The organism is Phenylobacterium sp. (assembly GCF_036677185.1).
GTDB lineage: Bacteria > Pseudomonadota > Alphaproteobacteria > Caulobacterales > Caulobacteraceae > Phenylobacterium.
Genome location: NZ_JAKFEN010000040.1, coordinates 21,311 through 46,741 on the forward strand (window position 1 = coordinate 21,311; position 25,431 = coordinate 46,741).

Annotated in this window: 26 protein-coding genes; 17 read left to right on the forward strand and 9 right to left on the reverse strand. The window is 67.8% G+C overall.

The genetic code is table 11. The features are described from left to right. Positions 1-4 precede the first annotated feature (4 nt). From V6M51_RS20530 to V6M51_RS20540, 3 genes are read right to left on the reverse strand one after another with little or no spacing between them, the layout of a single operon-like run. On the reverse strand, positions 5-781 hold the full coding sequence (locus tag V6M51_RS20530) for a TIGR02186 family protein (protein WP_332770104.1): 777 nt from the start codon (positions 779-781) through the stop codon (positions 5-7). After that, positions 781-1,701: a sulfite exporter TauE/SafE family protein gene (locus tag V6M51_RS20535; RefSeq protein WP_332770105.1), complete on the reverse strand. Its 921-nt coding sequence runs from the start codon at positions 1,699-1,701 to the stop codon at positions 781-783. The genes V6M51_RS20530 and V6M51_RS20535 overlap by 1 nt, the downstream gene beginning before the upstream one ends. 56 nt (positions 1,702-1,757) lie before the next feature. Beyond that, the gene (locus V6M51_RS20540; protein ID WP_332770106.1) at positions 1,758-4,913 is read right to left on the reverse strand and encodes a peptidoglycan-binding protein; all 3,156 of its coding nucleotides are present in this window, start codon (positions 4,911-4,913) and stop codon (positions 1,758-1,760) included. Between the two features lie 220 nt (positions 4,914-5,133). Here V6M51_RS20540 and V6M51_RS20545 point away from each other — a divergent pair, with 220 nt between their 5' ends. After that, the gene (locus V6M51_RS20545) at positions 5,134-5,337 is read left to right on the forward strand and encodes a hypothetical protein (RefSeq protein WP_332770107.1); all 204 of its coding nucleotides are present in this window, start codon (positions 5,134-5,136) and stop codon (positions 5,335-5,337) included. Between the two features lie 157 nt (positions 5,338-5,494). Here the strand turns inward: V6M51_RS20545 and V6M51_RS20550 are convergent, their stop codons facing one another. Further along, on the reverse strand, positions 5,495-7,153 hold the full coding sequence (locus V6M51_RS20550) for a bifunctional lysylphosphatidylglycerol flippase/synthetase MprF (protein WP_332770108.1): 1,659 nt from the start codon (positions 7,151-7,153) through the stop codon (positions 5,495-5,497). Positions 7,154-7,301: 148 nt separating this feature from the next. On the opposite strand from V6M51_RS20550, the gene V6M51_RS20555 reads away from it, so the two are divergent. The 5 genes from V6M51_RS20555 (at position 7,302) to V6M51_RS20575 (ending at position 13,882) form a co-directional block, all read left to right on the forward strand. Next, positions 7,302-8,525 (forward strand): acyl-CoA dehydrogenase family protein, encoded by a 1,224-nt coding sequence (locus V6M51_RS20555; protein ID WP_332770109.1) that lies wholly within the window; start codon positions 7,302-7,304, stop codon positions 8,523-8,525. Between the two features lie 72 nt (positions 8,526-8,597). Next, entirely contained in the window at positions 8,598-9,809 is a 1,212-nt protein-coding gene (locus V6M51_RS20560) for an acyl-CoA dehydrogenase family protein (protein ID WP_332770110.1), read from the forward strand. 74 nt (positions 9,810-9,883) lie between these two features. Next, the gene (locus tag V6M51_RS20565) at positions 9,884-11,092 is read left to right on the forward strand and encodes an acyl-CoA dehydrogenase family protein (protein ID WP_332770111.1); all 1,209 of its coding nucleotides are present in this window, start codon (positions 9,884-9,886) and stop codon (positions 11,090-11,092) included. A 249-nt stretch (positions 11,093-11,341) separates the two neighbouring features. Next, the gene (locus tag V6M51_RS20570; RefSeq protein WP_332770112.1) at positions 11,342-12,550 is read left to right on the forward strand and encodes an acyl-CoA dehydrogenase family protein; all 1,209 of its coding nucleotides are present in this window, start codon (positions 11,342-11,344) and stop codon (positions 12,548-12,550) included. A 195-nt stretch (positions 12,551-12,745) separates the two neighbouring features. Beyond that, complete coding sequence (locus V6M51_RS20575; RefSeq protein ID WP_332770113.1) at positions 12,746-13,882, forward strand: acyl-CoA dehydrogenase family protein; 1,137 nt, start codon at positions 12,746-12,748, stop codon at positions 13,880-13,882. 112 nt (positions 13,883-13,994) lie between these two features. Here V6M51_RS20575 and V6M51_RS20580 read toward each other — a convergent pair whose 3' ends face one another. Further along, positions 13,995-14,564 (reverse strand): hypothetical protein, encoded by a 570-nt coding sequence (locus V6M51_RS20580; RefSeq protein WP_332770114.1) that lies wholly within the window; start codon positions 14,562-14,564, stop codon positions 13,995-13,997. A gap of 372 nt (positions 14,565-14,936) precedes the next feature. Beyond that, positions 14,937-16,004, reverse strand: a complete 1,068-nt coding sequence (locus V6M51_RS20585; protein ID WP_332770115.1) for a type I restriction endonuclease — start codon at positions 16,002-16,004, stop codon at positions 14,937-14,939. A gap of 192 nt (positions 16,005-16,196) precedes the next feature. On the opposite strand from V6M51_RS20585, the gene V6M51_RS20590 reads away from it, so the two are divergent. Together V6M51_RS20590 and V6M51_RS20595 are read left to right on the forward strand one after the other, a co-directional pair. Beyond that, the gene (locus V6M51_RS20590) at positions 16,197-16,484 is read left to right on the forward strand and encodes a BrnT family toxin (RefSeq protein ID WP_332770116.1); all 288 of its coding nucleotides are present in this window, start codon (positions 16,197-16,199) and stop codon (positions 16,482-16,484) included. Next, positions 16,465-16,818 (forward strand): helix-turn-helix domain-containing protein, encoded by a 354-nt coding sequence (locus tag V6M51_RS20595; RefSeq protein ID WP_332770117.1) that lies wholly within the window; start codon positions 16,465-16,467, stop codon positions 16,816-16,818. Before V6M51_RS20590 ends, V6M51_RS20595 begins: the two co-directional genes overlap by 20 nt. 22 nt (positions 16,819-16,840) lie before the next feature. Here the strand turns inward: V6M51_RS20595 and V6M51_RS20600 are convergent, their stop codons facing one another. Continuing rightward, positions 16,841-17,473, reverse strand: a complete 633-nt coding sequence (locus tag V6M51_RS20600) for a Type 1 glutamine amidotransferase-like domain-containing protein (protein ID WP_332770118.1) — start codon at positions 17,471-17,473, stop codon at positions 16,841-16,843. Between the two features lie 228 nt (positions 17,474-17,701). Between V6M51_RS20600 and V6M51_RS20605 the strand changes: the two genes are divergently transcribed. The 9 genes from V6M51_RS20605 (at position 17,702) to V6M51_RS20645 (ending at position 23,443) form a co-directional block, all read left to right on the forward strand. After that, entirely contained in the window at positions 17,702-18,373 is a 672-nt protein-coding gene (locus V6M51_RS20605) for a hypothetical protein (RefSeq protein ID WP_332770119.1), read from the forward strand. Between the two features lie 294 nt (positions 18,374-18,667). Then, positions 18,668-19,618: an amidohydrolase family protein gene (locus V6M51_RS20610; RefSeq protein WP_332770120.1), complete on the forward strand. Its 951-nt coding sequence runs from the start codon at positions 18,668-18,670 to the stop codon at positions 19,616-19,618. Positions 19,619-19,689: 71 nt separating this feature from the next. Continuing rightward, the gene (locus tag V6M51_RS20615; RefSeq protein WP_332770321.1) at positions 19,690-20,139 is read left to right on the forward strand and encodes a hypothetical protein; all 450 of its coding nucleotides are present in this window, start codon (positions 19,690-19,692) and stop codon (positions 20,137-20,139) included. A 23-nt stretch (positions 20,140-20,162) separates the two neighbouring features. After that, positions 20,163-20,468: a BlaI/MecI/CopY family transcriptional regulator gene (locus tag V6M51_RS20620; protein ID WP_332770316.1), complete on the forward strand. Its 306-nt coding sequence runs from the start codon at positions 20,163-20,165 to the stop codon at positions 20,466-20,468. A gap of 83 nt (positions 20,469-20,551) precedes the next feature. Further along, entirely contained in the window at positions 20,552-20,857 is a 306-nt protein-coding gene (locus V6M51_RS20625; protein WP_332770121.1) for a hypothetical protein, read from the forward strand. Positions 20,858-21,210: 353 nt separating this feature from the next. After that, positions 21,211-21,879 (forward strand): PEPxxWA-CTERM sorting domain-containing protein, encoded by a 669-nt coding sequence (locus tag V6M51_RS20630; RefSeq protein WP_332770122.1) that lies wholly within the window; start codon positions 21,211-21,213, stop codon positions 21,877-21,879. A gap of 244 nt (positions 21,880-22,123) precedes the next feature. Further along, positions 22,124-22,336, forward strand: a complete 213-nt coding sequence (locus V6M51_RS20635) for an alkylphosphonate utilization protein (RefSeq protein WP_254835983.1) — start codon at positions 22,124-22,126, stop codon at positions 22,334-22,336. A 215-nt stretch (positions 22,337-22,551) separates the two neighbouring features. Beyond that, positions 22,552-22,968, forward strand: a complete 417-nt coding sequence (locus tag V6M51_RS20640; protein ID WP_332770123.1) for a PaaI family thioesterase — start codon at positions 22,552-22,554, stop codon at positions 22,966-22,968. Between the two features lie 64 nt (positions 22,969-23,032). Next, positions 23,033-23,443: a GFA family protein gene (locus V6M51_RS20645; protein WP_332770124.1), complete on the forward strand. Its 411-nt coding sequence runs from the start codon at positions 23,033-23,035 to the stop codon at positions 23,441-23,443. A gap of 195 nt (positions 23,444-23,638) precedes the next feature. Here V6M51_RS20645 and V6M51_RS20650 read toward each other — a convergent pair whose 3' ends face one another. Together V6M51_RS20650 and bla are read right to left on the reverse strand one after the other, a co-directional pair. After that, positions 23,639-24,403, reverse strand: a complete 765-nt coding sequence (locus tag V6M51_RS20650) for a hypothetical protein (protein ID WP_332770125.1) — start codon at positions 24,401-24,403, stop codon at positions 23,639-23,641. A gap of 93 nt (positions 24,404-24,496) precedes the next feature. Then, positions 24,497-25,357, reverse strand: coding sequence for a class A beta-lactamase (gene bla / locus V6M51_RS20655; protein ID WP_332770126.1), 861 nt, complete (start codon positions 25,355-25,357; stop codon positions 24,497-24,499). Positions 25,358-25,431: the final 74 nt, after the last annotated feature.

The following is a 25,431-nucleotide window of genomic DNA, read 5'->3' on the forward strand; positions in this document are numbered from 1 at the left end:
GCGGTCAGTTCCTCCGGAAGGCGACCGAGGCGGCCCAGCCGGCCGCCAAGGCGATGACGACCGACGCCAAGCCGTATGACCATGGCCTCTGGTGGGCGAAAAGGTAAAGAGCCCGCTCGACGCCGACCTTCTCCACCGTCAGGCCCCGCAGGCGCCGCGAGACGGGTTGGCCGTCCTGGAAGAGGATGATCTCGGCGGTGTAGACCCCGATCGGGGCGGCGGTCGGCAGGTCGATCTCAGCCTTGAACAGCCCCCGGTCCACGAAGGTCACCCCCCGGTCGTCGGCGGCGTAGAGGCCGGCGTTCTGCTTCAGCCGCACGACGGCGCGGCGCCAGTCGAGATAGTCAGCGCCCAGGCGGCTGACCACGACGTCGCGAACGCCGTAGCGGGTCTCCACCCGCTGCTCGAAGGGGGCGTTGATGGCCAGGTGATCGATGCCCGCCCCCAGCCGCCGCAGCGGGCCGAAGCCCGCGATCTGGTCCAGCGGCCGGGTCGAGGCGGTCATGTAGAATCCGGGAGCGCCCTCGAACACCACTGGCCGCGAATTGACCCAGATGCCGGCCACCTTGGTCTTGCGCGCCATGCGCAGCGGGGCGTCGGGACCGCGCACGATCACCACCACGTCGCTCGCCCGCGCGGCCGGATCGAACACCGCCCCGTAGAGGACGATGCGCGCGCCGCGGAAGCTGGAGGTGACCTTGACGCTGGTGGTGGTCAGGGCGGCCGAGACGGCGGCGGCCGGGGCCAGGGATGGAGATGGCGGTGGAAGGGCGTCGACCATCAGCCGTTCCCCGCCATCAGGACAAAGGGCTCGTCGGGCGTGAAGAACAGGCCGAGCCCCATGCGCAGGCCCACCGCCAAGACGATGATCGCCAACAGGGCGCGCAGTTCCTCGGCCCGGAAGCGCGACGACGCGCGCGCGCCGACCTGGGCTCCCAACACGCCGCCGATCAGCAGCAGGGTGGCGAGCACCACGTCCACGGTCTGGTTGCGGCCGGCCTGCAGGACGCTGGTCAGCGAGGTGGTGATGATGATCTGGAACAGGCTGGTGCCGACCACCACCCCGGCCGGCATGCGCAGCACATAGACCATGGCCGGCACCAGGATGAAGCCGCCGCCCACCCCCATGATCGCCGACAGCACGCCCACGAAGACCCCCAGCAGGACCGGGGGAATGACGCTGATATAGAGCCGCGAGCGCGGGAAGCGCATCTTCAGCGGCAGGCCGTAGAGCCAGGGCGGGCGGCGGTCGCGGCGGGGGCCGGCGCCTCCGCCACGGCGGCGGCGCAGGATCGATCCCAGCGACTCCCACAGCATCAGCGCGCCGATGACGCCGAGGAAGACCAGGTAGGACAGCGACACCACCAGGTCGGCCTGGCCCAGCAGCCGCAGCCAGCGGAACACCTCGACTCCCAGGAAGGACCCCACGGCCCCGCCCGCGGCCAGCACCCCGCCCATCCGGAAATCCACCGCCTTGCGCCGGGTATAGGAGATCACGCTCGAGGTCGAAGAGGCGGCGACGTGGTTGGCCTCGCTGGCCACCGCCACGACCGGCGGAATGCCGAGGAAGACCAGGACCGGGGTCATCAGGAAGCCGCCGCCGATGCCGAACAGGCCCGAGATAAACCCCACCGCCGCGCCGAGCGCCACCAGCAGGGGGGCGTTCACCGAGACCTCGGCTATGGGCAGGTAAAGGTCCAAGCAGTCACGCCTTCGGGCGGAGTTGGTTGCGGCCCGACCGCCTTACGCGGCCAGGGTCATCGCGTGAAGACCTGCAGGCGCGAGACCGTGGCCGGATCCAGGGTCCCGGTGGGCGGCAGGGTCTCGTAGCGCTGGTAGGCCACGATCGCCATCTTGAGCGCCGGCGAGGGTACGCCGTCGACAGGGCCTTCGTAGTAGCCGAGCTTCGAAAGGGCCCGCTGAGCGGTGGCCACGGTCGGCGCCGGGGCCACGATCGAGGCCGTGCCCAGGGACGGGTTCGGCGTCGCGGGGCGATAGCTGCGGGCGGCGTTCTCGGCGATGCTGCGCGCCTCGCTCGACAGGCCGGAGCGGACCCGCGCGGCGCTCTTCAGCGCGCCCTCGTCGCCGGCCTTCGCCGCGATCAGGTACCACTTGTAGGCCTCGGCGGCGTTCTGGCTGACGCCCAGGCCCTGTTCGTAGAGGGCTCCCAGATTGAACTGGCTATCGACCAGGCCGAGGTCGGCCGCGCGGCGGAACCACTGGGCCGCGGTGGTCGAGTTTTTCGGTCCGCCGTCACCGTTGATGAAGGCGATGCCCAGATTGTGCATGGCGTGCCGGTTGCCGCCCTGGGCCGCGCGTTCGGTCCAGCGCCGCGCCTCGACGGGATCGACCTTCAGGCCCGCTTCGCCCTTCTCATAGAGCTTGGCGAGATAGAACTGGGCCGGCGAGTGGCCGAGATTGGCGGCCTTGCGCAGGTTTTCCAGACCGCCGGCCTGCTTGGTCTCGATGGCGCTGACGGCGTCGGCGTAAAGCGTTGCAAGTTCGGCGCTGACCTCGGGCGTGGCCGGCAGGGCGGTGATCACCGTAGGCGCCAGGGCGACCGCGGCGCGGCTGTCCGGGAAAGGGGTGGTGTCGGCTTCAGCGCCCGCGATCTCGCCGTTCTGGCTCTTCAGGGTGGCCAGGGCGTCGGCCACGCGTTGGGGCGGGTCGCCGCCGGGCTGGCCGTCCATGACGATAATGCCGGCCGCGCCCAGGCTGAGGAAGGCCGCGCCGCCAGCCACCAGCAGGGCGCTATAGAGGGCCGAGCCGGCCGCCCGCTTGGGCGGGCGGGCGCCGAAGCCGGAGAATAGCGACTTGCCCGCGGGCTTGCCGGCCTTGTCCGGCTTGGCGAGCTTGTCGGAGGGCTTGAGGAACTTCTCGAGCCGGCCCTTGGCTTTCTTGGCGTCGCCGGCGCTCGCCGCCGCGCGGGCCGCGGCGCGGGCCTGTTCGATGACTTCGCGGGTGGACAGCGGCCGGGGCGGCTCGTCTTCCTGGGCGGCTTCGGGTTCCTGGGCCAGGACCTGGAGCGGCGCGTCGTGGAGGGTCTCGTCCTCCAACTCCGGAAAGTCGTGTTGGGTGGCGTCGAGGTCGATCTCTTCGGCGGCCGAAGCGGTCGGCGCGGTGTCGAACACAAGTTGCTCGGGCTCGGGCTCGGGCTCGACCGAAGGCTCCGGCTGCCGGTCCTCGATCTGCTCGGCGGAGGCCTCGGCCTCTTTGGAGACGGTCTCGATGGGGGCGAAGCCGTCGGCGGCTTCAAAATCGGCGGCGTCGAAGGCCGGGCGCTCCGGCTCGCTGGGGAACGGGGCGGCGGGCTCGATGCGCGCCTCGGACGCCGCGCCCGGCGCCGCGAAGGCTTGCAAAGCCAGGGGATCGGCGGCCGGCTCAGCCGGACCGAAATCGGCGAAGGGATCAGAGTCGAAGGGTGAGGGCGGCTCAGCGGCGCGCGGCGGCGTGGCGGCGGCCATCTGCTCGGCCAGCCGGCGCTGGGACTCGGCCAGGCTGCGGTCGATCTTCTCGCGGGCCTCGTCCAGCAGACGCGCCGTGCGCTCCTCGCTGAGGCGGATGCGTTCGGACAGGTCCTCGGAGCTGCGATCGTGGCGTTGCTGGATCCGCTCGCTGACGCGGGCGACCTGTTCGCCGACGTCGTCGATGGCCTGGGCCGCGCGGCGCTCGGAGCTGCCGATCCGCTCAGCCAGGCGTTCGGTGATCTTGCCGATCTCGGAGCCGAGCCGCTCGAGGGCCTCGGCGTGGACGCCCTCGCTGCGGCCCAGCCGGGTCTCCATGGCCTGGGCGATGCGCGCGACCTCGCCGCCGACCTGGTCGATGGCGTCGGCGCTGCGTTGTTCGGTGGCCTGGACGCGCCGGTTCAGCGTGTCGGCCATGGTCAGGACCTCGCGGCCCATCTTCTCGATGGCCTGGCCAGAGGCGGTCTCGGCCTTGCGCACGGTCTCGGCCATCTCGCCGAGCTTGGACTCCATGCGGTCGAAGCGGCCGTCGGCGGCGGCCTGCAGCTTCTGGGCGATCTCGCCGCGAACCTGCTCCACGCGCTGCGACAGGGTGGTCGAGAGGGCGGTCAGCCGTTCCTCGATCGCCGGGCCGGCGCCCTTCTCGATGGTCTCGACCCGGTCGTCCAGGTTGGCGAAGGCCTTGCCGAGGTCGATCAGGGCCTCGGCCGTACGGGTCTCGGCGTCGCTCAGCCGGGCGTCGACCCGGGAGGCGACCTCCTCGATCAGACTGGCCGGGTCGCCCCAGCCGCTGTTCGAGAGCTCCTCGATCCGCTGCTCCATGACCTCAAGGGTTTCGCGGGTGCGGCCCTCGCCTTCATAGAGGTGGGTGGCGACCTTGCCCAAGGCGGCTTCCAGGGAGCGCAGGGCCTCGGCCGAGCGGGGTCCGGAGGCCTCTAGCTCGATCCGGCGCAAGCGTTCGGCCAGCCGCGCCTGCTCGCCGCGGGCTTCCTGGACCGCGCCCTCGAAACGGGCGGCCACGGCGATGTTCTCACGCTCGGCGACTTCCAGGCGGACCAAGGCTTCGCGGACAGCGAGCTCGGTGGCGGTCGGCGCCGGGTCGATTCGGGGGTGGCCGCCGCCCTGCTCGAGCTTGCCCGACAGGCGATCCAGCGCCATGCCGATACGGCCGATCTCGTCGGCGGGGTGCTGCGGGGCCTCGAAGCGGCTGGGCGGAGCCCGGGGCGCGGGTTCCGCGGCTCTCGGGGTCTCGAAATAGGCCCGCTCCGGGCGCTGGGTGAAATAGGCCTGGGAGGTGATCTCCTCGGGGCCGCCGTCCTCGACATCCTCGAGGATCATGCGGTTGAGCCATTCACCGAGCGTCATTCCGGAGCGACGGGCCAGGTCCTTTGCGACCTCCCGAGCCTTGGGATCGATCCCCTTGACGCTCCAAGGCGTCGCCGACGTCATCGAATCGTTCTCCCCGCCTAACCCTGACGCTAACTACCGATCCTTGGGGTGTAAACGCGCCTAGGCCACTATATGTAGCGTACGGCGCGATTGCCTGTGGACGACGGCAGAAGGTCGCGGGCCTGTGGGAATCCAAGCGCGCCTTGGGTTAAGAGGTCATTAAGGTTTTAGATTTGGTTCATCTTTGCCGGAACTTCGCGGCTGCGCTACGCGGTCGCAGATGACCTTGACGCTCTCCGCGACACTCTGCGCCGCCCTGCTGGGCCTGGCGGCCTTCGCCGGCTGGCGCGGCGCCCGGCCTCCGAACTTCGCCAAGGGCCCGCGCCTGGCGCCCTGGCGTTTCATCATGGTCACCGCCACGGCGCTCGCCCTGTTCCTGCTGGTTCACATCGTCAACCTGCTGGGCGTGACGACGGGCCGTTAGGTTGAGGATGCGGCCTTCGCTCCCGCTCATCCCGGCGAAGGCCGGGACCCAGATGGATTGGCTCTGAAGCGGGTTCTAGGGACTCTGCGCCTCTCCAACCCACCGCTGATCCTTGAGATCTGGGTCCCGGCTTTCGCCGGGATGAGCGGTGTTTGAGCTAGGCCGCCTGGGCCTCTTCCCGCCTCGGGCGCTTGGCGAGGCTGGCCATGCCGCCGGAGGTGAGCAGCCCCATGTCGGCCAGGATCAGCGGGATCGCCCACTTGTTGGGGGCGGCGATGTAGCGAGGCCGCCAGACCGGGTCGTACTTGCCCTTGTACGAGCGCACGCCCTGGAAGTTGTAGATCTCCTCGCCTCGCTCGAAGATCAGCGCGCCCACGCGCGACAGCACCGGGGCCAACGGCCGGTCGTCCAGGCCCGACAAGGGCGCCATGCCGAAGTCGATGGCTTGGTAGCCCTGGGATCGGCCCCACTCGATCAACTCAACGAACAGATAGTCCATGATCCGCTTGGGGCCATCCTCGACGTATCGCATCAGGTCCATGGAGAATGAGGTCTTGTCGGCGGTCACCCACAGGGTCGCGAAGGCCACGATCCGCCCCTCGAAGCGTACGACCCCCACCGGGAACTCCGCCACGTAGTTGGGATAGAAGCCGCCCATGGAGAAGCTCTTGTCGCCGCCGGCATGGTGGACCAGCCAGGCGTCGGAGATCGCCTGCAGCTGGGGCATGATCTCCCAGACGCCCCGCGGCGGCACGACCTCGAAGCTCGCTCCGGCCTCACAGGCCTGACGCCAGGCGCGCCGAAGGTTGCCGCGCTTGGTGCCTTCGATGGTGAAGCTGTCCAGGGTGACGGCGGCGGATTCGCCGACCTTGGAGATCGAGAAGCCGAGTTCGACGATGTCGGGCAGGTCCTCGGCGTCCAGGCCGTAGAAGCCTGGGCGGGCGGCATGGGCGTCAGCCAGCTCGCGGAATCGCCAGAACAGCTCCATGCGCTCGTCGGGGTGCCCGACCGGCGCGCCCAGCGCGATCCAGGAACGGCCGCGCGCGCCGAACATCAGGAAGCTCTCGCCCGTGGCGGAGAAGATGAAACGCTTGTCCCCCAGCAGGGCGAGGTTGGCGCCCGGCTCGGCCTCCTCCGCCTTGGCCAGGATCGCGCGCACCCGGGCGAGTTCAGGATCGGACTCCCCCACCACCTTGGGCGTGGCCGCCGAGGCGATCAGCCGCCAGATCCCGAAGGCGAACAGCAGCACCGCCGCCCCGGCCCAGGCGCGCGCCGCGCGCGCCGCGTCCGCGTCGGCCATCACCTTCCAGAACGGCATGTCGCCATAGTCGGCGTGCTGGAAAGACCACAGGCCCAGCAGGCCCGCCCCCGCCACCACGGCGAAGGCCGAGAACAACCACCCCGGCGTCACCTCCATGCTGGAGAGCCGCGCCTTGCGCGGGAAGGCGCCGTGCAACGGGATCAGGACCGTCGCCATCACCGCCAGGGTCGCGGCTTCCTCCCAGGCGAAGGCCTTGAGGAGGGCCAGCGGGGCTGCGATCAGCAGGGCGGCTACCGCCGCGGCCCAGGCCGCGTCCAGCCGCGCCTTCAGGCCGAAGGCCAGCAGGACCAGCATCAGGCCCACGATGCTGGAGAGGAAGTGGCTGACCTCGATCAGCACCACCGGGGTGACCTTGTAGAGCGCGACGAAGCGGTCGGGGATGGAGGGCGTGGCCCCGGAGGCCAGGAGCATGACCCCGGCGGTGAGGCTGAGCGCCGCCGCCGTGATCGGGGCCGCGGCATAGGCCGTCGGCTTCAGTTCCTGCCAAAATCGCATACGCCCGCCAGAGATCGCCTCGGTCGCGCGAACCTATAGCGCGATTTGTCCGCGACGCAGCCCGGCGCAAGATCAAACAACTGTTTCGTCTCCCTTGCTCCCGCCAGTCCCGACGCTAATGTGGCCTGGAAAATCCAGGGAGGATCCCATGGCCGATTTCGGCTCCGGCGAACTCGACGCATTCCGCATCGAAGTCCGCGAATGGCTGGAAGCCAACTACCCGGCCGAGCTGCGCGATCCCAAGGCCGAGACCGATCCGGAAGCCGTCTGGGGCGGCCGCGCCTTCGCCGGCTCCTCCGATCCCCAGCGCGTCTGGATGACCCGCATGGCGCAGAAGGGCTGGACGGCGCCCGGCTGGCCGGCGGCGTATGGCGGCGGCGGCCTGACCCCCGCCCAGGCTCGCGTGCTGGACCAGGAGATGTCCGCCGGACGCTACCGCGCCCCGCTAGCCTCCTTCGGCGTCTGGATGCTGGGTCCGGTCCTGCTGGAATACGCCACCGAAGAACAGAAAAAAGAACACCTTCCAAAGATCATCAATGGCGATATCCGATGGTGCCAGGGCTATTCCGAGCCGGGAGCAGGTTCCGATCTGGCGTCCCTAGCAACCCGGTGTGAAGATAAGGGCGATCACTGGATAATTAACGGCCAAAAAATTTGGACATCTTACGCCAATAAGGCGGACTGGTGTTTCTGCTTGGTTCGTACAGACACGACCAAGAAACACGAGGGCATTTCCTTCGTGCTGATCGACATGGCCACGCCCGGCGTCGAGACCCGGCCGATCCAGCTGATCTCCGGCGAGAGCCCGTTCTGCGAAACCTTCTTCACCGACGTGAAGATCCCGAAGAACCACCTAGTGGGCAAGGTCAACGGCGGCTGGGAGATCGCCAAGCGGCTGCTGCAGTACGAGCGGCAGAACATCTCGGGCGGCTTCGGCAGCGGCGGCGGGGCCGGCGGCTCGGCCGGGGACCTCGGCCAGATCGCCAAGACCTATCTCGGCCAGGACGCCCGCGGTGCGGTGGCTGACCGCGACCTGCGGATGCGGATCACCAAGAACAAGATGGATTTCGACTGTCTTTACAAAACCATAGCCCGGACGGCGGCCGAGGCTCGGGCCTCCAACGGTCCGTCTGCGGCGACCTCGATCATCAAGTATGCGGCGGCCACCTTCGCCCAGGAACGCTCCGAGCTCATGGTCGAGGCCCTGGGCCATCAGGGCCTGGGCTGGGAGGGCGAGGGCTTCAGCCCGGCTGAGCTCATCGCCACCCACGGCTGGCTGCGCTCGAAGGGCAATTCCATCGAGGGCGGCACCTCCGAGGTGAACATCAACGTGGTGTCCAAGCGGGTTCTGGGCCTGCCCGATCCGAAGTAACTTTCCCGGCGGCGTCCTATTTTCGGGCGGCGGCGATCTTTTCGAACGACCATTTTTTGAAGGCGAATTTCCATGGCTGACTTCGGCGGCGACGACACGCAGGCCTTCCGCGCGGACGCGAAGGCGTGGCTCGAAGCGAACTTTCCGGCCGAGCTGAAGGCCGATCCGGCCGCCCAGTTGGCCGCGGCCCAGGGCGGCAAGGAAACCCCCGCCGCCAAGCAGTGGCGCGAGGCGATGGGCTCGCGCGGCTGGGGCACGCCCACCTGGCCAGCCCAGTACGGCGGCGGCGGCCTCTCCCGCGCCGAGGCCCGGGTCCTGGCCGAGGAGATGGCCAAGGTCGGCGCCCGCAACCCGATCGGCGGCATGGGCGTGATGATGTTCGGGCCAACCCTGATCGAGTACGGGACCGAGGAGCTGAAGCGCCAGCACCTGCCCGGCATCGTCACGGGCTCGGTCCGCTGGTGCCAGGGCTATTCGGAGCCGGGCGCCGGGTCGGACCTGGCGGGCCTGCAGACCCGGGCGGAAGATAAAGGTGACCATTACCTCGTCTCGGGATCCAAAATTTGGACGAGCGGCGCCAACCTCGCCGACTGGTGCTTCTGCCTGGTGCGCACCGACACCGCCAAGAAGCACGAGGGCATCTCCTTCCTGTTGATCGACATGAGGTCGCCGGGGGTCGAGGTACGGCCGATCCGGCTGATCAACGGGACCTCGCCGTTCTGCGAGACCTTCTTCACCGAGGTGAAGGTGCCTAAGGACCAGCTGTTCGGGCCGCTGAACGGCGGCTGGACGGTGGCCAAGCGGCTGCTGCAGTTCGAGCGCGACAACATCTCGGCGGGGCTGGGCGGCGGTTCGATCGGGGCGCCGGTCGCGGCGCTGACCGTGCTGCACGCGGCCAAGGACTATGTCGGCGTCGACGAGGCCGGGCGGCTGGCCGATCCCGACCTGCGCCGGCGCGTGACCGAACACCTGATGGAGGTCAGGGCCTTCCAGCTCACCGTGCGCCGCGCGGCCGACGAGGCGAAGGCCGGCAACGGGCCATCGGCGGCCACTTCGATCATGAAGTATGCCGGCGCCAAGGTCGCCATGGACCGCAACGAGCTGATCGTCGAGGCCCTGGGCTCCAACGGCCTGGGCTGGGAAGGCGACGGGTTCGACGGGCCGGAGCTGGCCGCGGTGCGGACCTGGCTGCGTTCCAAGGGCAACTCCATCGAGGGCGGCACCTCGGAGATCAACCTCAACGTGGTGGCCAAGCGGGTGCTCGGCCTGCCCGATCCGAAGTAGACGGGGGCTCTCCCGGCGGTCTAGGCTTCATGCTATAGTGATTGCTAAGATAATGAATATTAGGGAGAATTTTCATGGCTGACTTTGGCGGCTCCGATTTGGAAGCCTTCCGCGCCGACGCGCGCGCCTGGCTCGAGGCCAATTTTCCGAAATCCCTGCGCGGCGACCCCGAGGCGCTTCAGGCCCTGGCCATGAGCCCGGCCGAGGCCACCGGCGACTGGGCGGTCTGGAAGGAGCGCATGGGCGCGCGGGGCTGGGGTGTGCCCACCTGGCCGGCGGCCTATGGCGGCGGCGGACTTTCGCCTGCCGAGGCTCGGGTATTGCAGCAGGAGATGGCCGCCATCGGGGCGGTCAACCCGATCGGCGGCATGGGCGTGGGCATGTTCGGCCCGACCCTGCTGGAATACGGCACCGAAGAGCAGAAGAAGAAGTGGATCCCGGACATCGTCACCGCCAAGGTCCGCTGGTGCCAGGGCTTCAGCGAGCCGGGCGCCGGATCGGACCTGGCAAGTCTTCAGACCCGCGCCGAAGACAAGGGCGACCACTTCTTAGTCAATGGATCCAAGATTTGGACGAGCGGCGCCCAGTACGCCGATATGATCTTCTGCTTGGTCCGCACCGATACGACCAAGAAGCACGAAGGCATTTCTTTCGTGGTCTTCGAGATGCACCAGCCGGGCGTCGAGGTTCGACCCATTCTGCTTATAGCAGGTAACTCGCCGTTCTGCGAAACCTTCATCACCGATGTGAAGGTGCCCAAGGAAAACCTGATCGGCCCGCTGAACGGCGGCTGGAGCGTGGCCAAGCGGCTGCTGCAGCACGAGCGCTCGGGCATGAACGGCTCGCGCGGCGCCAGCGTGAAGCCCGACGCGCTGGGCGTGATCGCCAAGAAGTATGTCGGCGAGGACGAGCAGGGCCGGCTGGCGGACTCCGACCTGCGCACCCGCATCGTCATGAACGAGATCGACCAGAAGGCCCTGCAGCAGACGGTTCGCCGCGCGGCGCTGGAGGCCAAGGGCAATTCCGGGCCCTCGGCGGCCACCTCGATCATGAAGAACGCCAATATGAAGATCGCCCAGGACCGGGCCGAGCTGACCCTGGAGTTCATGGGCCACCAAGGGCTCGGCTGGGACGGCGAGGGCTTCAGCGACGAGGAGCGGACCGCGGTGCGCGCCTGGCTCTCCGGCAAGGCCGGCTCGATCTATGGCGGCTCCAACGAAGTGCAGAACAACATCATCTCCAAGCGGATCCTGGGACTCCCGGACCTGACCCAGAGCCACTAGGGTGATGCGCGTATCGAGTGAGCCTTCTGCGTCCTTCTCCCCCTGTGGGAGAAGGTGGCCCCGCGAGAGCGGGGTCGGATGAGGGGTCTCTCAGGACTATCCGGCTGGGCCGGCGCGGGACTCGCGGAGAGGGCTTTCGACCCCTCATCCGTCGGGCTCCCCGCCCGACACCTTCTCCCGCAAGGGGAGAAGGACCGTCACCCAGACACCCGAGTTTCGAACGACCCTATTTTCAAGGAGACTTTTTAGATGGCTGATTTTGGCGGCGATCTCGACACCTTCCGGGCGGAAGCCCGCGAGTGGATCGAGGCGAACTTCCCGGCGTCCCTGAAGGGGCGGCCGAACCCGATGATGCGCGAGGAGCGCTCGAAGCCCAGCGAGGACCAGGAAGCCTGGCGCAAGGCCATGGGCGCCAAGGGGTGGGGCGTGCCCACCTGGCCGGCGGCCTATGGCGGCGGCGGGCTGTCGCCGGCCGAGGGCCGGGTCATCCAGCAGGAGCTGGGCCGGGCCGGGGCCTATAACCCCATCGGCGGCATGGGCGTGATGATGTTCGGCCCGACGCTGCTGGAATACGGCACCGAGGACCAGAAGAAGGAACACATCCCGCCGATCGTCCGGGGCGACCTGCAATGGTGCCAGGGCTTCAGCGAGCCGGGCGCCGGGTCCGATCTGGCAAGTCTTCAGTGCAAGGCCGAAGACAAGGGCGACCACTTCGTCATCAACGGACAAAAAATTTGGACGTCAGGCGCACAATTCGCCGACTGGTGCTTCTGTCTCGTGCGGACGGATACTTCGAAGAAACACGAAGGCATCTCGTTCGTCCTGTTCACGATGCATCAGCCGGGCGTCGAAGTCCGCCCGATTCCTCTGATCGCCGGCAATTCACCTTTCTGCGAGACCTTCTTCACCGACGCGATCGCCGACAAGAAGAACCTGGTCGGCCCGCTGAACGGCGGCTGGACCATCGCCAAGCGGCTCCTGCAGCATGAGCGCTCCGGCCTCAGCGGCGCGGGCGGCAGCGGCGGGTTCGGCATGGCGGCCAAGCCGCTGCCGAAGCTGGCCAAGGACTATGTGGGCACCGACGAGAAGGGCCGCATCAGCGACTCAGACCTGCGCACCCGCATCATCATGAACGAGATCGACGGCCGCGCCTTCCAGCAGACCGCCGTGCGCGCCATGCTGGAATCCAAGGGCAATTCCGGCCCCAGCGCCGCCACCTCGATCATGAAGAACGCCGGCACCCGCTGGATGCAGGACAAGGCCGAACTGACCCTGGAGATCATGGGTCACCAGGGCCTCGGCTGGGAAGGCGACGACTTCAAGCCCGAGGAGCTGATGGCCGTGCGCGGCTGGCTGGGCGGCAAGGCCACCACGATCTATGGCGGCTCCCAGGAGGTGCAGAACAACATCATCTCCAAGCGGATCCTCGGCCTGCCGGACCTGACCCAGAACAACTAGGCCCCTCTTCCTCCCCCGTTCACGGGGGAGGGGGACCGCCGCCAGGCGGTGGAGGGGGCGGCCGCGGACGCAGAGCCCGGCCCCGCCCCCTCCACCATCCTTCGGATGGTCCCCCTCCCCCGCTTCGCAGGGGAGGAAAAGTGGCCCTCGACCAACAACAGAATTTTCGAAGATCGATTTAGGGAAACACTAGAAATGGCCGTTCTGAACGAAGAACAGAGCATGCTCCGCGACGCCGCGAAGAGCTGGACCCAGGAGAAGAGCCCGGTCACCGCCTTCCGCAAGATGCGCGATAGCGGCGCCGAGCTGGGCTACGACGCCGACGCCTGGAACGAGATGGCCGAGATGGGCTGGGCCGGGGTGATCATCCCCGAGGAATACGGCGGGTCCGACTTCGGCTACCTGTCGCTGGGCCTGATCCTCGAGGAGACCGGCCGCACGCTCACCGCCTCGCCGCTGCTGGCCTCGGGCCTCGGCGCCGCCAGCGCCCTGGTGCTGGGCGGCAGCGACGCCCAGAAGAGCGAGTGGCTGCCGAAGATCGCCGCCGGCGAAACGGTCGGCACGCTCGCCGTCGACGAAGGCGCCCACCACGCCCCGGAAAAGACCGCGCTGAAGGCCGAGAAGTCCGGCGCGGGCTACAAGCTCTCGGGGACCAAGACCTTCGTGCTGGAAGGCATGGCCGCAGGCGTGTTCATCGTCTCGGCCCGCACCTCGGGAACGCCCGGCGACACCAAGGGGATCACCCTCTTCGTCGTCCCCGCCGACGCCAAGGGGATCAGCCGCAAGCGCCTGGCCCTGGCCGACAGCCGCGGCGCGGCCAATGTCAGCTTCGACGGTGTCGAGGTCGGCGCCGACGCCGTGCTGGGCGAGGCCGACAACGGCTGGGACCTGCTGGAAAAGACCCTCGACCGCGCCCGCGCGGGCGTGGCCGCCGAGATGCTGGGCGCCGCGGTCCAGGCCTTCGAGGTCACCCTCGACTACCTCAAGGTCCGCGTGCAGTTCGGCCAGGTGATCGGCTCCTTCCAGGCCCTGCAGCACCGCGCGGCCAAGATGTTCACCGACCTGGAACTGGCCCGCTCGGCCGTCGAAGCCGCCCTTCAGGCGATCGACGCCGGCAGCCCCGACGTGCCGGAGCTGGTCTCCCTGGCCAAGGCCAAGATGGGCGACACCTTCCACTTGGTGAGCAACGAAATGGTCCAGATGCACGGCGGCATCGGCATGACCGACGCCCACGACGCGGGCTTCTACCTCAAGCGCGCCCGGGCCTGCGAAGCCGCCTTCGGCAGCCAGAGCTACCACCGGGATCGCTACGCGAAGATCCAGGGATATTGACGCTTCGCTTCGACCCCCGGCTTGCCGGGGGTCGGGGTGCTAGCTGTGAGATTGGGGAGCCCCGTTGGCGTGAGCCGGCGGGGTTTCTTTATTGGCGGACACGAAAGTGAGTTCAGTTCCCGAGCCGTTGGCGAGCGAACTTGATGAACCCGTCCATCGAATCAATCAAATCCGTTGAAAGCTCGTTGAATCCATCGACTCGCTTTCTTGTTGAAGGTCGCCAGTCGACGCCCTGTCGATCAGCTTCCGTAATGGCAGACGCCCACTGTTGGGATCGATCGATCATCCATGTTCCCAACGATAAGTCGTGTAAGAACTGTCGAGATTTCTGAAGAATTTCCGCGAATTTTATTTGAACATCCGGATCGTCGAACTCGTATTCGGCTCCTTGCCAATCAGCCGCGAAATTTTGAAGCCCCTCGAGTTTCTTCCAATTAAACGCGCCACCGAAATCGTGTTCTCGGAGAAATCGCTTCTCTTCCTCGCTGAAGCACGCTCGAAATTCGCCAAGCAACTTCTTGTCGTGCCCAGAAAATGTTCCCTCATCTTGCGGCCCGCCGGCAATGTCATCATTTGAGTTTGAATAGGCCCAGAGCAGGAACGCGCCGAGAAACGCAAAAAGGGGCTCAGGCTCCACCCGCCATGCAGACGTGGGCCAAAGAAACCAGGCCAACATCGACATTGATGCCAAACCAGACAGTGCACGACCTAGCGTCGTATGAAGACGCCTGGATATCTTTCTCAGCATTTCAATGAAATACCGTCCAATTCATACTCACCGAAGACAATGACCACATAGCTTTGCATCTCGAGCCCGGAATTTGACCATCGCAGCTTGTGCTTCGGCAACGGAATCATAGGCTTTGGACCACCCAGTAGCGCCCGACCCAGTCTTGTGCTGATTTGCCTGCCCCTGTCCGCTGCGACAATGAGAACAGGTCGCGCGGTGCACTCTCGCGCGCCTATGCGGCTTCGCATACCAAACGTAGAATTGTTCACTCATGTCAGTTTCGCCACGTCCGGTGAGGGTTTAACTTCAGATGTTTGGTAGAAACTAGGACAAACCACCTTCATCCAACTCTCGAAGCCGCTGCTCTATCTGTGTGCCGAACTGGTAGATGTCCGTCATATCGGCGATCAGGTGGCGCTCCTCGTCCTTGCCGGTGAAGGTGCCGAGATACTTGGTCGTCATGCCGTTGAAATGCAGCCGCGCGACGGTCTTGCGATTGTTGTCGTCCAGCAGGATCGCGCAGTAAGACTTGGCGTCCCGCATGATGATCCGTTTGGGGTGCACGAGCTTCGACGCGATGGCCTGCACGATGTGGAAACCGGAGATCTCCTCGGCCGTCGTGACGACTTCCATGACGCCTTCGGCCTCGGCCGGGTCGTCCCCGGCGGCGCCGGGGTTCGAGGCCTTGAGGGCCGATGATAGCCGCTCATTGACCAAATCGCGGACCAGGGTGGAGATCGACCCGACCAGAAGGCGACCGAAGCTCTCCTTCACGGCGGAGGTCAGCCGGCCATCATAGACGCGGTTCGCCATGATGCGGATGAACTCTTCGGAGGGCTCGGCGAACTCCTTCTCAAGCTCCTTCCGCAGCAGCGATTGGAGCTTCAGATTGCCGGCCTCCTGGATGATCTTCTCGATGTCGAAGCCGGTCTTGCCGAACCGCTCAAGAGTCTTCACGTCGGTGGGCTTGATGGCGTCCATGCTGAAGGTGAAGAACGGCTTGTCGTCCATTCGATTGGGACGCTCGACGTCTGTGTAGAACTGGTAGTTCACGCCGTTGGTCAGAATGGCGAGCCGGGCGTCGGTAACGCTGAAATAGCGGAAGAGCTGACCGGCGTGGTTGATGTTGAGCTCGGACGAGGACGGCTTGCACTCGACGAGGATCATCACCTTCTTGCCGTCGCAGATCGCGTAATCGACCTTCTCGCCCTTCTTGGTGCCGACGTCGGCAGTGTATTCGGGCACGACCTCGGACGGGTTGAAGACGTCGTAGCCCAGGGCCTGGATGAAGGGCATGACGAGGGCGGTCTTCGCGGCCTCTTCGGTGAGCAACACCTCGCGGTGTTCCAAGGTGCGCTTCTGGAGTTCAGCCAGCCGTGTCGCTAAGTCCATGATAAGCCCCCAACATTCACGTCCAAGGCGTAGAGTGCACGGTCACTCGCTATAGTCCACAACCTTCACCTTGCTGCGGCGTTCGGAGGCATCATGTCCATCACGTCGCCCAGCTAGGCGTGGGCCAGCGCGCCGAATCTCCATATGCGGAAATCCCGTAGACAGCCATACTGTAATTCCGTATAGTCCGATATGAACTCGGGGCGGCAGTTCGAGTGGGATGACGCCAAGGCGCGGAGCAATCTCGCCAAGCACGGTGTTCCGTTCGCCTATGCCGCTCGCGTGTTCCTCGACCCTGATGTGGTCGACTTCGACGCCTCCAAGCCGGAGGACGGCGAGGTTCGACGCAAGGCGGTCGGAGTGATCGAAGGACGGCTGTTCGCGCTGGTCTATACGGCGCGGGACGACGTCATTCGCATCATCTCCGCACGCCGCTGCAATGCCGCGGAGGCAAGGCGCTATGGCCCGGTTCACGCTTGATCCGAACGCCCCACCGGAGCTGACGGCCGCCGAACGGGCGCGGCTGGAGGCCCTGTCGGATTCTGAGATCACGGCCGGGGCGCTGGCTGATGCGGACAACCCGCCGCTGTCGGCCGAAGAGCTTCGCAGGCTGGAGGCGGTGCGTCGGGTGCGGGCGGTGCGAGCGCGCACCGGGTTGAGCCAGACCCGCTTCGCCCAGGCCTATCGGATCAATGTCGCGCGGCTGCGGGACCTGGAGCAGGGACGCACCCAGGCCGACAGCGCGATGATGGCCTATCTGACCGTGATCGAGCGGGAGCCGGAGGCGGTGCGTCGGGCATTGGCGAAGGGCTGAGGGGCGGATCAACCCGCGAGGCCTACCAGTCCCCCCGCCTCATCACCGCCTCGCCGTCCCTGAGCGTGCGGTGGGCTATCCCCTCCCCCGTCATCCAGGCTGCGGCGCGGGTGGCGGCTTCGGACTCGGCGTGGGCCGAGGCGAAGTGGGGGACGATGGCGAAGTCGACCAGGCCCAGGCCCTCCCAGATCGGCGCCGGGTCGTAGCCGGGGGCGACGGGGTCGGGATCGTCCATCAGGTGGAGGCCGCGCAGGGTCGCGCCGGCCACGCAGGCGCCGGCGCTCCAGCCGCCATAGACGAGGCTGTCTTCCGCCAGGCGCCGGGTGAGGATCTGGTCGAGGCCGCTCTGGGCCATGGCGCGGCGGAGCAGGAAGGCGTTACCGCCGACGGCCCAGACCAGGCCGACGCCCGCCAGGGCGCGGTCGAGCTCGGCGGGCTTCCCGAAATAGCCGCGCAGGTCGAGGGGCTCGGCGGCCATGCCCGCGTCGCGGAGGTCGGCTACGGGATCGTGCACCCGGGCGGCGTAGGCGCGGCGGTCGGTGTCGGGGATCAGGTCCAGGGCGTTGGAGACCACCGCCGCCCGCGCGCCGGGGCCCGCGAGGTCGAGCAGGGGCTGGACCGTGTCCGTGCGGTAGGAGGCGAGGTAGAGGCGCATGGGGGTCCGGCTGGAGTGGGGTTCTCTTCCTCCCCCGTTCACGGGGGAGGGGGACCGCCGTAGGCGGTGGAGGGGGCGGCCGCAAGCTCAGAGCCCAGTCTCGCCCCCTCCACCACGCCTGCGGCGCGGTCCCCCTCCACCATTCGCTGCGCGACGGGGGAGGAAAGGGACGTCGATGTTCTTCTTTTGTTCTAGCGTTTTTCGGTCGCTTCGGCTAAGCTTCCGCTCATGAGCTACAACTTCGCCGACCGATGGATCCCGCCGCGTGACCGGCGCGTGCCGCCGATGGACCATCGGAGCGGGGCGGTGGGCTCACAGTACCGGCGCGAGATCGGCGAGGTGATCTGCGCGCGGATGGAGGTGGTCGAGACCATTCGCTCGATCGCCGCCGATCCGGACATGCCGTCCTACGCCACCATCTTCCACTGGCGGAAGGTGCAGCCGGAGTTCGCCGCCATGTACGATCGGGTGCGGGCGCACCTGGCCGAAGGGCGGGTGCAGAACCGGCGGCTGAAGCATGTGAGCGACGCCTGGCGGATACCCCACGAGATCCGGTTGGGGCTGCGGCGCCATTGGGTGTCGGGCAAGAAGAGCACCTATGACCGGGCCTGGGCCAAGCGGTTCTGCAAGCGGGTGGCGAACGGCGAGGCGGTGAGCGCCATCGTCAAGGACCCAAAGATGCCGTCCTCCAAGCAAGTCTATTCTTGGCTGAAGCGGAAGGAGGAGTTCCTGGACATGTACATCGCCGCCAAGGCCGAGCACCGGGACTGGACGGAGTTCGAGATCGAGAACCTGGTGATGAGCGTGGAGCCCCACACCCTGAAGGAGACCCAGGAAGAGGTGGCGCGGCTGGAGGCCTGGATCGGGCGGTTGACGCCGAAGACCTATCGGGCGCGCTGAGGGGTTGGGGTGCTGTTACATGTCGGTGAATGGCACGGCCGTCAGATGCTCCCCCGCTGGGGGAGCTCCCGGCCGAATGGCCGGGTGAGGGGGACTAAGGTGTCCTTCGTCAGCAACTCGCCGTCCCTCAGCAAGAGTCAAAGTCCCCCTCAGGCCCTTCGGGCCAGCTCCCCCAGAGGGGGCGCATCTTTGGTCCCTGCGCGCCCAGCGGCGGCTGACGGGCGTGGAGCGGCGGGCTAGGGTCGGGACATTGGGGCCTTGCGCCCGCCGATTCATTTCACCCGAGAGCGCTTCATGCAGATCATCGATTTCGAATGCGACACCCCGACCAAAGAAGCCGTCGAGGACACCGTGCGGCTGATCCAGTCGGGGCGCGGCTTCGACAAGGAGGGCTACGCCCAGCTCATGGCGCCCGGCTGGGCCGCCCAGATCGGCATGAGCCTGGAGGAGTTCAACGAGGCCAAGGCGACGCAGGGGCTGACGGCGCTCGCCCTGAAACTCTGCGAGGTCGACATGGGCCGGGCCATGAGCCACGCCCAGGTGATCGCCATGCTGGACGAGGCCGGCGTCGCGCGGGCCTGCATCGGCAATGCCGGACGCCGGGCCAGCAATGAGGACGTGGCCAGGTTCGCCGCGGAATATCCCGACCGGCTGATCCCCTGGTTCCGCATCTGGGGCGAGGAGGGCGAGGCCGGGGTGGCGGCCCTGGAGCACGGGGTTCGCGAGCTAGGGGTCAAGGGCTTCGAGGTCTCGTCCTATCGCGAGGGGCGCTACATCAACGACCCCGCCTATTGGCCCTTCCTGGCCAAGTGCGTGGAGCTGGGGATCCCGGCGCGGATCACCGCGGGGCTGCACCTGCTGTCGGACCGGCCCTACGACTATGCGCACCCGAAGTACCTGGACGAGGTGGCGGTGCGGTTCCCGGACCTGAAGATCGTGGCGGGGCTGTCGGGCTGGCCCTGGGTGGCGGAGACCTGCGCCATCGCCTCGCGCCACCGGCACCTCTATATCGACTTCGCCTGCCGACGGGTGAAGCACATGCTGGCGCCGGGGGCCGGCTACGAGGCCCTGGTCTATTACGGAGCCCGCAATCTGCAGGACAAGGTGATCTTCGGCTCCGGCTGGGGGACCCACATGATCCCGCTGGCCCAGCTGGTGGCCGAGACCGACGAGCTGCCGCTGAAGGACAGCGTCCGCGCCAAGTGGATGGGCGGCAACGCGGCCCGGCTGCTGGGCCTGGACTAGGGCCGGCTTGACTCTTGAAATTACGTACGTAGTCTCAGTTGACTACAGACGTAATCCTTGGAGGACCCCCGATGGCTCGACCCCTTGTCACCGTATCCCTGGCGCTCGCCGCCGCGCCGGCCGCGGCCCAGGCCGCGCCGCTCACCGTGGGGGCTGTGTTCGCCAACGCCCATCCGATCGTCCAGGGAGTGATGGCGGTGCTGATCGCCTGCAGCGTCGCCGCGGTGATCGTCGGCGCGCGCAAGGTGGCCTCGGGACCGCACCTGGCCGGCGGCTCGGCCTTCCTCTCGGGCCTGAGGCTGGGCGGGCCGCTGATCGGCTGCCTGGGGGCGGCCTATACGGCGCTGATGATCTTCCTCGGCATCTCCAATGTGCCGTCGCCGGCGCCGATGAAGGTGATCGCCCCCGGCCTGGCGGAGGTGACCCTGATGCTGGGCCTGGGCCTGCTCTGCGGGGTGGTGGCGGTGATCGCCAACTGGGCGGTGGAGGCGCGCATCGACCGCGCGGTGCTGCGATCCTGACCAAGCCCAGGCCCCCTGGCCGGCTGCACGTCACCGAGGCCGAGAGCGAGGTGCTGGGGGCCCTGTGGCGGCGGGGGCCGATGTCCTTCGCCAGCCTGATCGACGAGGTGACCACGGTCCAGGCCTGGGGCGGGGCGACGGTGAAGACCCTGCTCGGCCGGCTGATGCGCAAGGGGCTGATCGCCTCGGAGCGCACGGACGGCCGCCAGTCCTACCGGCCGACCATCACCCGCGACGACTATGTGGCCTCGGAGATCCAGGCCCTGGCCGACCGGCTGTTCGACGGCGATGTGGAAGCCTTGGCGCGGCGGCTGACGGCGCGCCCCTAGCACGGCGGACCCCGACGCTCATCAACAACGGTCTGGAAACCCTATTGCCGAATACTGTCCGCCGACGGAGCGGAGAGACGGACGTGGGCCACTACCATTTCTGGCTGCTGAACGAGGTCGACGAACGCACGGAAGGGCTGGACCTGCCCTGCGAGGCCGACCGGGAGGCGTGGCTGGTGGCCGACCGCCTGCTGGCCGAGTGCCGGTCCGTGGAGATCTGGAACGAGCGCGAACTGATCGGCCGGATCGGCGCCGCCCCGGTGGCCGTTGTGGACGGCCTGGACTTCGTCTGGCCTGCCAAGCCGGTCAAGCGCCGGGGCCGCGCCCAGGCGCCCGCCAAGCCCCGGCGCCGGCCCGCCCCCGACCGCAAACGCCACCAGCGGGCCTGACCCTCCGGCCGCGGGCGGCGGATTTCGGCGACTGCTGAATTCGACCCCCTCCCCAACAGCGAATAGTGTTCGATCGGCGGCGAAACACCACCGGTGGACGCTCGACCACCGTATCCGCGCCATCGACAACTCAGCGGCGCGCGCCGTCAGCCCACTCCCTCGAGACGGACATTTCTAGCAACGAGCGAATCTCGGACGACGACTCACGAAAATGTGCCGCCAACTGATGCTCTACACGGCGAAAACATGGTTGCGCGGCGCCCTTAACAGTTTACTAACCATTGCCGTGGGGCTAACGATGTTATCTGAGGACACCTGGGCTTTGGGTGTCTACGGCTGATAGGGGCTTTGAAATGATTAGTAAATTCAAACTGGCGGCCCTCGCCGCCACAGCGTTTGTCTCCTTCGGCGCCTCCGCGCAGGCGGCGGTGACGATCCACTCGTATGTGAGCTACCAGGCGGCGGTGAACGGCGACGAATACTTGGTCACCGACTTCGGCCTGCCGTTCACCATCGCTCCTGGCTGGGCGCTGGGCGGCACGGCTTCGTTGCTGACCGGCACCTCGGGCCTGGGCGCGGCGCCGGCCTTCGGCCCGTCCGATCCGGGCGACGACGACCCGACGCAGTATCTCAGCGTGCAGGGCGCCCAGGTCGCGACTTTCACGGCGCCGAACGTCTCCCGGGTGAGCATGTATATCGGCTCGCTCGACGACTATAACTCGATCACCTTCTATCTGAAGGGCGGCGGCAGCCAGGTCATCACCGGCCTGCAGCTGGGCGCGGTCTCCGGCGCCAATGACGGGGATCGTCAGCAGGCCGACACCAACGGCCGGTTCACCTTCTACTCGACCGACAACATCATCGGCTTCGACCTGAACTCGACGACCAACTCATTCGAGCTCAGCAATATCGGCGCGGCGGTTCCGGAACCGGCCACCTGGGCGATGATGATCATCGGCTTCGGCGCGGTCGGCTCCATGGTCCGCAGCAATCGCCGCAAGCAAGCGCTCGCGCTCGCCTAGCAGCAGCCTCTCCCGGCCGGGCCTCCGCGCCTGGCCGTTGCTCCACCACATGTGCGCCGCGGCCTCCCCTCCGGAGCCGCGGCGTTCTTTATTCGGGATGGGCCGCCGTGGGCTGGGTCCTGTCCCGGGCCATCTGCGGTTCCACCCGCGGGAGCTCCATCCCGGCCGCGAAATCCGGTCCCGTGAACACCTTGTCGGCCCGCGCTTCAGCCCCTAAAGCAGGCGCCGGCATGGAGCGCTAGGCATGGACGTCAGGGACAGCAACGGTACGATCCTGGTCGACGGCGACTCCGTCACCCTGATCAAGGACCTCAAGGTGAAGGGAACCTCGGTGACCCTGAAGCGCGGAACCCTGGTCAGGAACATCCGCCTGACCGGCGACGAGGGCGAGATCGAGGCCCGGGTCGAGAAGATCCGCGACCTAGTGCTGAAGACCGAGTTCGTGAAGAAGGCCTAGGGGCGCCACCGGAAGAAAAGGCGCTGCGGCGCATAAGCACCCTTACGGGGAGCTTCGACCCAATGTCCGAATGGGGCCGGTGGTGGCGCGCCAATGGGCCGTCGTAGACCGCCGCAGCCCGGACAATCTGACCCCGCACCGATCGGCGATCAATGGGTTTGGGTCTGGGCGGCTTGGCCGCTAGCATCGCCGCGCACAATCGGAGAGCCCAGCCCATGACGACGTCCGCCCTCGACCTCCACGCCGCGCTCGGCCAGCAGAGGGTGGTGTCGCTGGAGCCCGGACGGGCGGTGATCGAATACCTGGTCGGGCCGCACATGTGCCATTCGGGCGGGGTGGCGCAGGGCGGCTTCGTCTGCGGCTGGATCGACGCGGCCATGGCGCACGCCACCATGGCCCAGGACGGCGACATGACGCCGATGTCCCTGGAGCTGAAGGTCAGCTTCTTCGCCCCGGTGCGGCCGGGCCTGGTGATCGCCGAAGGCTGGGTGGAGCGGCGCGGACGTTCCAGCGCCTTCCTGGAGGGGCGGCTGCTGAACACGGCCGGCGAGGTGCTGGCCAAGGGCAGTTCCACCGCCCGGCTGATGCCCCGCGCCCAGGTCGAGGCCAGCGCCCGCCGCGCGGTGGAATAGGCCCGCAGGCTTGACTCCGTCAGGCTGGAAGGGTGGCATCGCCGCCCAACAGGGAGGACGACCCATGAGCCTGACCGGCGGATGCTATTGCGGAGCGGTGCGCTACGAGGCCGGCGGCGAGCCGCGGTTCAAGGGCCAGTGCCATTGCCGCGAGTGCCAGTACATCACCGGCGGGGCCGAGAACCTGTTCATGGTCATGCCGTCCGCCGACTTCGCCTATGTGAAGGGTGAGCCGGCGCGATTCACCCGCAGCGACCTCGAGGGGCCCGCCACGCGCGAGTTCTGCGCCACCTGCGGCACGCACATCCTGACCCGCACGCCGCGAGACACCAGCATGGTGATCCTGAAGGTCGGCACCCTGGACGATCCGAGCCAGTACCAGGGGCCGCAGGCGGCGATCTGGACGGCCGATGCTCCGAGCTTCCACATGATCCCCGAAGGCATCGCAACCTTCGCGGGCTTCCCGGGGCGCTGAGGCGGGGAGCCGGCTTGGCCGTCAAGGCTCCTCCTCTCCCCTTTCGAGGGGAGAGGGTAGGGTGAGGGGCTGCGGCGCGAAGCGGCGCCCTGCGGTCCATCAACCTACTCGGTGCGGCGGAAACGCCCCCCTCACCCTACCCTCTCCCCCCGGAAGACGGGTGGAGAGGAGGAGGTTGTCCGCCAACTTGGCTGACTAGGCCCCGGCGGTGGTTTCCAGCGGACGGGGCGGCGGGGCGCCTGGAGGGCGGCCGATCCAGATCTGGCCGGAGCGGGCCATGGTCTCGCCCGCGGCGTCGAATAGGGCGACGCCGGCGAAATGCTTGCGGCCCTCGACCTCGCGGGTCCAGGCGACCACCACATAGGTCTCGCCGGCCCGGGGCTTCTTCAGCACCTCGCCGGCCATGGTGCCCAGCAGGCCCACCGGCGCGCCGGTCTTGATCCACCAGGCCATGGAGCCCGAGCAGTCCAGCGCGCCCCAGGTGATCTCGTCGGGAATGGTCCCATCGGGATCGGCGAAGTTGGCATGCGGGGTCCAGAGGCCGGCGCAATGTCCGGCGGGCGCGCCCTCGAGCTGGCCCACATGGACGCCCAGGCCCTCGCCCTCATCGCGTTCGATACAGCAGGAGAAGCAGCCGCGGTGCAGGGAGCGCGCGGCGAAGGGCGATACGGCCTGGGCCGCGCGCGCCTCCTCGATGCCGGGCGGCGCCGGGGGTGTCGGCGGAATGGCGTCGTCCGTGGCCGGACGGGCCGTGCCCAGCAAGGCGCCTTCGGAGTTCGACAGGATCACGCCGCCGTCCTCGCCGGGCGACAGGGTGACGACCACGTCCAGGGGCACGCCAGCGCGCAGCATGGCCGCGCCGCGACCACCGACGGCGTTCGACAGCACGCCGCAGATATAGCCGCCATTGGCCGTGTAGGGAGGCCCGCGGAATTGGCGGGGCACAACGATCTCGGTCATTGAAATTCTGGTCTCGGAATTAGGAAGTGGAATCGAAGTCGGCGTCTTTGAATGCCGCCATCATGACCATCCGGGACCGGCGGTGGAAGCCCCCTAGACCATCCGCGTGACGATACGTCCGACCTCGGCCAGGACGGCGTTGCGGGCGTCCGAGCCGCCCTTCGCCCCCGTGAGGTAGGCCGCGACCACGATCGGGCGGCGGTTCGGCGGCCAGAGGACGGCGATGTCGTTGGTCGTGCCGTGGCCGCCGGAGCCGGTCTTGTCGCCCACCGTCCAGGTCCTGGGGAGGCCGGCGCGCAGGCGTGCGTCGCCGGTCTGGTTGGCCACGAGCCAGCCGGTGAGACGCGCGCGGGAGGCCGGCGTCAGGACGTCGCCGAGGGTCAGCTTGCGGAGGGTCTCGACCATGGCCGAGGGGCTGGTGGTGTCGCGCGGATCGCCGGGGGCGGATTCGCTCATCGCGGTCTCCCAGCGGTCGAGACGGGTGACCGGATCGCCGATGGATCGGCACCAGGCGGTGAACCCCTTGGGGCCGCCAAGACCGTTCAGCATCAGGTTGGCGGCGGTGTTGTCGCTGAGGGTGACGGCGGCCTCGCAGAGGGCCGCCAGGGTCATGCCCGGCGCCCCGACCAGGGGCTTGGTCGCCGGGGAGTACTCGACCAGGTCGGCGGCGGAGAAGACAACGCGTCGCCCTAGCTGATCTTTACCCTCATCGACCCGGGCCAGCACCTGAGCGGCCGCCAGGGCCTTGAAGGTGCTGCACATCGGGAACCGCTCCTCACCGCGCCAGGCCAGGCGCGCGCCGGTCTGGGTGTCGAGGATGGCGACACCGAGTCGCCCCTGGCTGTGGGCCTCCAGGGTCTCGAATTCCTTTGTGAACCTGGCCTGGGCGCGGGTGAGCGCGGGCCATGCCGCGACCGCTCCCGCCAGGGCCAAGGTGAAATCCCGACGTTTCATGCCCGCTCTCTCTCCTGTTGGTGAGGCGAGATTGAAAGCTGGCGCGGGCCGGCGCAAACGATGATAGATCGGCG

What these genes read in the sequence shown, in the direction of transcription:
- V6M51_RS20530 (WP_332770104.1), bottom strand. Translation starts at nt 781, where the DNA reads ATGGTCGACGCCCTTCCACCGCCATCTCCATCCCTGGCCCCGGCCGCC.
- V6M51_RS20540 (WP_332770106.1), bottom strand. Translation starts at nt 4,913, where the DNA reads ATGACGTCGGCGACGCCTTGGAGCGTCAAGGGGATCGATCCCAAGGCT.
- V6M51_RS20545 (WP_332770107.1), top strand. Translation starts at nt 5,134, where the DNA reads ATGACCTTGACGCTCTCCGCGACACTCTGCGCCGCCCTGCTGGGCCTG.
- V6M51_RS20550 (WP_332770108.1), bottom strand. Translation starts at nt 7,153, where the DNA reads ATGCGATTTTGGCAGGAACTGAAGCCGACGGCCTATGCCGCGGCCCCG.
- V6M51_RS20555 (WP_332770109.1), top strand. Translation starts at nt 7,302, where the DNA reads ATGGCCGATTTCGGCTCCGGCGAACTCGACGCATTCCGCATCGAAGTC.
- V6M51_RS20560 (WP_332770110.1), top strand. Translation starts at nt 8,598, where the DNA reads ATGGCTGACTTCGGCGGCGACGACACGCAGGCCTTCCGCGCGGACGCG.
- V6M51_RS20565 (WP_332770111.1), top strand. Translation starts at nt 9,884, where the DNA reads ATGGCTGACTTTGGCGGCTCCGATTTGGAAGCCTTCCGCGCCGACGCG.
- V6M51_RS20570 (WP_332770112.1), top strand. Translation starts at nt 11,342, where the DNA reads ATGGCTGATTTTGGCGGCGATCTCGACACCTTCCGGGCGGAAGCCCGC.
- V6M51_RS20575 (WP_332770113.1), top strand. Translation starts at nt 12,746, where the DNA reads ATGGCCGTTCTGAACGAAGAACAGAGCATGCTCCGCGACGCCGCGAAG.
- V6M51_RS20580 (WP_332770114.1), bottom strand. Translation starts at nt 14,564, where the DNA reads ATGTCGATGTTGGCCTGGTTTCTTTGGCCCACGTCTGCATGGCGGGTG.
- V6M51_RS20585 (WP_332770115.1), bottom strand. Translation starts at nt 16,004, where the DNA reads ATGGACTTAGCGACACGGCTGGCTGAACTCCAGAAGCGCACCTTGGAA.
- V6M51_RS20590 (WP_332770116.1), top strand. Translation starts at nt 16,197, where the DNA reads ATGAACTCGGGGCGGCAGTTCGAGTGGGATGACGCCAAGGCGCGGAGC.
- V6M51_RS20595 (WP_332770117.1), top strand. Translation starts at nt 16,465, where the DNA reads ATGGCCCGGTTCACGCTTGATCCGAACGCCCCACCGGAGCTGACGGCC.
- V6M51_RS20600 (WP_332770118.1), bottom strand. Translation starts at nt 17,473, where the DNA reads ATGCGCCTCTACCTCGCCTCCTACCGCACGGACACGGTCCAGCCCCTG.
- V6M51_RS20605 (WP_332770119.1), top strand. Translation starts at nt 17,702, where the DNA reads ATGAGCTACAACTTCGCCGACCGATGGATCCCGCCGCGTGACCGGCGC.
- V6M51_RS20610 (WP_332770120.1), top strand. Translation starts at nt 18,668, where the DNA reads ATGCAGATCATCGATTTCGAATGCGACACCCCGACCAAAGAAGCCGTC.
- V6M51_RS20615 (WP_332770321.1), top strand. Translation starts at nt 19,690, where the DNA reads ATGGCTCGACCCCTTGTCACCGTATCCCTGGCGCTCGCCGCCGCGCCG.
- V6M51_RS20630 (WP_332770122.1), top strand. Translation starts at nt 21,211, where the DNA reads ATGATTAGTAAATTCAAACTGGCGGCCCTCGCCGCCACAGCGTTTGTC.
- V6M51_RS20635 (WP_254835983.1), top strand. Translation starts at nt 22,124, where the DNA reads ATGGACGTCAGGGACAGCAACGGTACGATCCTGGTCGACGGCGACTCC.
- V6M51_RS20640 (WP_332770123.1), top strand. Translation starts at nt 22,552, where the DNA reads ATGACGACGTCCGCCCTCGACCTCCACGCCGCGCTCGGCCAGCAGAGG.
- V6M51_RS20645 (WP_332770124.1), top strand. Translation starts at nt 23,033, where the DNA reads ATGAGCCTGACCGGCGGATGCTATTGCGGAGCGGTGCGCTACGAGGCC.
- V6M51_RS20650 (WP_332770125.1), bottom strand. Translation starts at nt 24,403, where the DNA reads ATGACCGAGATCGTTGTGCCCCGCCAATTCCGCGGGCCTCCCTACACG.
- bla (WP_332770126.1), bottom strand. Translation starts at nt 25,357, where the DNA reads ATGAAACGTCGGGATTTCACCTTGGCCCTGGCGGGAGCGGTCGCGGCA.